Source organism: Streptomyces sp. NWU339, assembly GCF_003143855.1.
GTDB lineage: Bacteria > Actinomycetota > Actinomycetes > Streptomycetales > Streptomycetaceae > Streptomyces.
Genome location: NZ_QFRK01000139.1, coordinates 1 through 5,546 on the forward strand (window position 1 = coordinate 1; position 5,546 = coordinate 5,546).

At 69.2% G+C, this 5,546-nt stretch carries 4 protein-coding genes and 1 pseudogene; 2 read left to right on the top strand and 3 right to left on the bottom strand.

All coding sequences use genetic code 11. The features are described 5' to 3' along the window. A partial coding sequence (locus tag DIZ27_RS44265) for a DUF6328 family protein (protein WP_109383893.1) occupies positions 1-481 on the bottom strand: 481 nt, incomplete at its 3' end. A gap of 889 nt (positions 482-1,370) precedes the next feature. Between DIZ27_RS44265 and DIZ27_RS44270 the strand changes: the two genes are divergently transcribed. Beyond that, entirely contained in the window at positions 1,371-1,685 is a 315-nt protein-coding gene (locus tag DIZ27_RS44270; RefSeq protein WP_109383894.1) for a hypothetical protein, read from the top strand. A gap of 439 nt (positions 1,686-2,124) precedes the next feature. Then, on the top strand, positions 2,125-2,331 hold the full coding sequence (locus DIZ27_RS44275) for a cold-shock protein (RefSeq protein ID WP_109383895.1): 207 nt from the start codon (positions 2,125-2,127) through the stop codon (positions 2,329-2,331). A gap of 325 nt (positions 2,332-2,656) precedes the next feature. Here the strand turns inward: DIZ27_RS44275 and DIZ27_RS44280 are convergent, their stop codons facing one another. Together DIZ27_RS44280 and DIZ27_RS44285 are read right to left on the bottom strand one after the other, a co-directional pair. Next, the gene (locus tag DIZ27_RS44280) at positions 2,657-4,273 is read right to left on the bottom strand and encodes a glycosyltransferase family A protein (RefSeq protein ID WP_109383896.1); all 1,617 of its coding nucleotides are present in this window, start codon (positions 4,271-4,273) and stop codon (positions 2,657-2,659) included. Between the two features lie 517 nt (positions 4,274-4,790). Beyond that, positions 4,791-5,546, bottom strand: a pseudogene (locus tag DIZ27_RS44285) (transposase); the annotation flags it as partial.

Genomic DNA, 5,546 nt, shown 5'->3' on the forward strand with positions numbered 1-5,546 from the left:
ACCATATGGCGATCAGCCAGACGCCGATGGCGGCGGTCAGCCAGGCGGCGAGCGTGTCSTCGAGAGCCACCCGCAGCAMCAGGAGCAGGGTCAGGACGGTGGTCACCGCGAGCAGCATYAGGCCGGCCTTGGCCATGCGGGAGGCGAGCCTTACGGTCTGGGGCTTGATGCGGCGGCCGACGACGATCCGGTGCAGGGAGGCCGGGCCGATGAGAGCCCCGGCACTGGCCGCCCCCAGGGTGACCGCGGCGACGTAGAGGGCCCGGTCGGTGCCGCCGAGGCCGGTGAAGGCGGGCTGGAAGACGGTGATGAGCAGGAAACCGAAGAGGATTTGCACACCGGTCTGAGCCACCCGTAGCTCTTGCAGCAGATCGGCCCACATCCGGTCCGCACGCTCTTCGGCCGTCTCGTCGCGCCCCCGCCGCTGGACGGGAAGACCAGGGGCGGTCTCCCCGCGGCCTTCGGTGGACTTCCTCACCATGGGAACACTCCCTCGCCGGAGTCCCCGCATGAGATATTTTCCCCCACTTGCGAAGAGTGAACTGTTTTCGGCGTTACGAGCCCGCGCTGCCGTGAGGCGCCGCTCATGCCGGAGACACGAGCCGTCCTCGGGAACCTGGCAGGTGTGCCGTGTCCCGCACTCACCGCTTCCGCCTTGACGTGGACGGCCCTTGTGAGAGGTCCCCGTGCAGCGGGTTCGCACCGCCAACCCCACCGAGTGAACCGTCGAACAGTGATGGCAGCTCCGGTGGCGGCATCTTCGGCCGACAACACGCCCTGGCTACCCACCCGGGCTTGCCCAGGTTCTGCTCAGGGCTGCGGGCCAGGTGACGACTGGCTGTCCGGCCCGGCGGCCGCGTCAGCGACCTGCTGCGCGCCCTGGACTACCGCATCACCCACGACATCGACACCGTCGACCCTGCGCACCGCAGGGCAAGACACCGGCCTCTGACCGGCTCCACGGGGGACAAGCGAGATTCCCCCTGCGGGGCCACCAGAAGTGGATCAGAGCCGCTTGCCACGGCCGCCGTCAGGGCGGCGGACGAACGCCCACACCGTGGTGCCGGCGATTGCGGACTTCAGCGAGCCCCCACATCGCGCAAGAGCCCGCTGCGCTGACCTGTTCCCACCAGCCAAGGGGTCTCGCCGGCGGCCGAGTTCAACCGACGCCCACAGGGAGCCACGCGGTACGCCGCCATCGCCTCGTGTTCGAGCCTGGACCTCTCACCCCGGGGCCCATTGACATCCACATTCTCAAGGAATAGGACAAAAGCTGTAAAGCGCAAAAATGCATGTTGCCTGATCTCGGTGACTCCAGGCGACCCACGCCAGCACTCCCCAACTGCGCACCGCAGGAAGGAGGTGAACACATGAACGACACCGAACAGGCGCCCCAGGAACCCGCGATGACCCCGTCCGAAGGTGAGGAGCCGGCGGCCGAACCGGAGACGGAGGAGGCAGAGGCGCCCGCGGCCGGCGAGACCGCGGAAGCCGAAGCAGCCCCGGCGGAAGGTGAGGAGCCGGCGGCCGAACCGGAGACGGAGGAGGCAGAGGCGCCCGCGGCCGGCGAGACCGCGGAAGCCGAAGCAGCCCCGGCGGAAGGTGAGGAGCCGGCGGCCGAACCGGAGACGGAGGAGGCAGAGGCGCCGGCGGCCGAGGGCGAGGAGTCGTCCGAGGGCGCGTAAGAGTGGTCCCGCCCTTGCACGGTGATAACCATCACGGGCATCGACGGATGATGCCCCTTCCGTGCGGCCGGAGGAGAACGCGCCAGCGGTTTCTCCTCCGGCCGCGTTCTCGCCTCTCGCCGTCTGGCCGCTGCGTGCGCGCAGGAGTGGAGGCGCTGGTGGTTGCGGGCGGGCCGTGGTCCGCGAGGGTTCGAAGCGCGTCACCCGGCGGCGGCCTCGGGGAGTCGTGGCCGACCGCGGCGCCTTCTGCGCCTTCCGGGCGCTGCTTGCTGCGTGCTCGCCATGGTGCAGAACCCTGCCCGGAGGCGACCCGGGGGCAATGACGACTCGATCTTGACGTCGCACAACGTTGCTGAATGCATACTGTGTGCTGCGAATGCTGTTCAGGGCGCTACCGAAAGCGCTCCCACGTACCCGGAACCCATTGGAGGAGAGCAGCATGGCGACTGGCAAGGTGAAGTGGTTCAACGCGGACAAGGGCTTCGGCTTCATCCAGCAGGACGGCGGCGGTCCGGACGTATTCGTCCACTTCTCAGCCATCCAGGCCACCGGCTTCAAGGAACTGCACGAAGACGACCGCGTCTCCTACGACGTCACCCAGGGTCCGAAGGGCCCTCAGGCGGAGAACGTCGTCGTCGAGCCGTAGCCGGCTGACGCACTCCGCAATCAGGCGGGCCTACGAGGATCCCGTTCTGACCGGCCTGGCTTTGCCGGAGGTCATGTCCCCTGTGAGGGGAGTGGCTAATCAACGGCCCTGTCTCACATGCGATGGTGACGGTAAGTAGTTGCCGTGGCCGGTAGTAACACTCCCAGGCCAGCACGGGTGACGCGACCGTCGACACTGTGCTCGTCCCGCTCGACGGCGCGTCTGCGACTGCTCTCCTCGGAGCTCGGACCAGGCACATTAGCGATGACGTTCTGTCACCACCGAATGTGAGACAGGGCCGTTAAGTTGACACACCCGTGCCTCACTAGCGCACCCGGTGCAGGGCCTTCGTGAAGGGCTCCCACACGTGTGCCGGGACGCGGATCAGCTCCCGCAGCCCCGTCCGCGGCGGAACCGCGTCCAGACGGTGGTAGAACTCGCCGACGTCGAGCGCCAGCTGGCGGCCGGCGGTCCAGTACGGGATGACCGCGCGCGAGGGCGTCCCGAGCCGCACGGCCTGCCCGCCCAGGGGCCGGCTCTCCAGGTCCCCCCGCAGCGCGACGCTGCGGCCGACACCGAGGACCTGGAAGTACGCGGACACGTCGTGGACGCCACGGTCCAGGGGGCCGCCGCCGGCCGCGGTGAGCGGATCGATCCGCATCGTCCCGGCCACCACGGGCCGCCGGCCGCCCTTGCCGTTCTCGAGCCGCACGGTGAGATCCGACGCGGGGAACCAGCCGACGTGCTGTCCGCGGTGGGAGAGCTGGATCTCCCCGTAGGCGGCGGTCAGGTGATCGCCGACCGCCCACTCCCCGGCTCCGGCGATCCCCTCGGTCAGCGCCGGATCGAGCACCAGGCGCCCCCCGCGTTCCAGGAGGGTCACCGCTCTGTCGTCCTGGTGGGCCAGGTGCATCCGCACCGGGGCGGTGAGCGCGCCGTCGTGCCAGCGGGGCCGGCCGAGTTCCGCGAGGGGCTTCACCTGGCGGATGCGGCGGGCCAGCAGCGACAGGGCGTCGAGGCGGCCCTCCTCCAGCAGACGGGCCCGCAGCCGCGTCACTGCCGGAAACCCTTCCCGGACGGACGGCGGGAACTCCTCGAGCACCAGCCGCCGTACCGCCTCGAACCGCTCCTGGATCTGACCGTGGCCGCTCAGCACGTAGGGCTCGCTCACGTGCCGGAGGATCTCCACCCGGTAGGTCCGGCGGAGCATCGCGTCCTGCATCGGGCCGGGCGGGGTGTGCGCCTTGACGGTCTGCACGACCTTGCGCAGCCAGCCGAAGTACTCGTCGACGACGAGCTGCCTGCTGCTGGTGTTCCCGCCGTCCTCCCGGCGCATCCAGTAGTAGCAGGGGTAGTCGCCCAGGACCGAGACGCACCGCGCCACCGCGTACGCGTGCGCCATGAACACCTGGTCTTCGAGCCGGCACCGGCCCTCCGGGAATCTGACGCCGTGGTCCAGGAGGAAAGCGCGGCGGAACATCTTGTGGGGCGTCAGGCTCTCGAACAGCGGGTGGTCGTCCACGGTGCAGCGGTCGACCGTGCGGGCGAAGACATTGCTGGGCCGTGCCATGGTGCCCGCCGGTTTGCCGAGGACGATGTCCGATCCGTTGCGTCTGCCCAGGTCGTAGAGCCGTTCCAGCGCCTCGTGGCCCAGTTCGTCGTCCTGGTCGACGAACTGGACGTACTCGCCCCGACTCAGCCGCACCCCGACGTTCCTCGGCTTCCCCGGCCAGCCGGAGTTCTCCTGGCGATGCACCCGCACGTGGGGGTGCAGGGCCGCGAGCCGGTCCAGGCGTTCGGCCGAGTCGTCGGTCGAGCCGTCGTCGACGTACACGACCTCGTAGGCGTCGCGGCCGATGCTCTGCTCGAGCAGGCTCTGCGCGCACTTGTCGATGTAGGAGCCCGCGTTGTGGACGGGGACGACGACGCTGACTTTGAGCACGGGATCCACCCTCGTGTCCGACTGGGGGTCGCGGTGGTCTCGGTGTCCGACGGCGGTGGAACGCCGGTTCCGGCACCGCCGTCCGTTCCGGAACGGCCACGGGTGAGAATCACCTGAGCCCACGGGCGAGGAATGTAACACCGGAGACGGAGCCGCACTGCGAACGAGCGGCGCATGCACCCGAATGGCGCACTGCACCGGGGGGTGGCACGGGACAGCCCTGCCGGCGGGGCTGTCCGTCGTACCGCACTGGCTCAGGGATGTGTCAATTTAACGGCCCTGTCTCACATTCGGTGGTGACAGCGTGTCATCACTGATGTGCCTGGTCCGAGCTTCATGGAGAGCAGCCGCAGACGTGCCATCGAGCAGGGCGAGCACGGCGCTGACGGTCGCGTCACCCGTGCTGGGCTGGGAGTGTCACTACCAGCCACGGCAACTACTTACCGTCACCACCGCATGTGAGGCAGGTCCAATTTAACGGCTCTGTTCCGTAGTCGGTGGTAACGTTGCGTCCTCGCTATGGGAGGAGGATGCGGTGACGGAGGAGGTCGAATCCGGCACGACCGGGCATCTGGCGCATGATCTTCTTGGTGCGGGTGTTGACGCCTTCGGTGCGGCCGTTGTGGTGGGGCAGGGTGAGGCCGGCGTTCACGGCGGCGCGGTCGAGTTCGAGGCCGTTGCAAAAGCTCTGCAGGTGAGGCAGGTCAGCGGCGCGGACTGCGTTGATCCACTCGGTGAGCCGGGCGTCGTTGCCCGCGGCGGGGGTCAGCAGCTCGACGAAGTCGCGGACGAATTGGGCGAGTTTGGTCATTTCGGGGCACGCGGCGGTGAGGGCCGCCAGGAGGGCGGTCTCCTTGGTGCGCAGGTGGTCGGGGTGGGTGAGCAGGAGCCGGGTGGCGCGGCGTGGGGTGGTCACCGGGCGGTCGCCTTCGGCGCGGCCCTGGTTGAGGTAGCGGTAGAGCAGGYTGAGGCTTCCGGTGTAGCCCTGTTMCTTGATCTCGCGGAACAGGWGGAGGACGGGCACGCCGGGATCGGCYGCGCGCCTTGTGCGCAGGTGGCCGCGGTAGGGATCGACCAGGGTGGGTCGGTACTGGGGGGGCGATGCGCAGCATGGTCGGCTCGGGGATGCGGGCGTAGCGTTTGACGGTGTTCAGGGCCAGGCCCAGGCGGCGGGAGCAGTCGAGCAGGCCGACGCCCTGGCCGAGCAGGTCGTGGAYCTTGTGCCAGCGKTCGCGGGTGGTYTGCTCGCGGACGCCGCCGGGGCSTGGYSSGT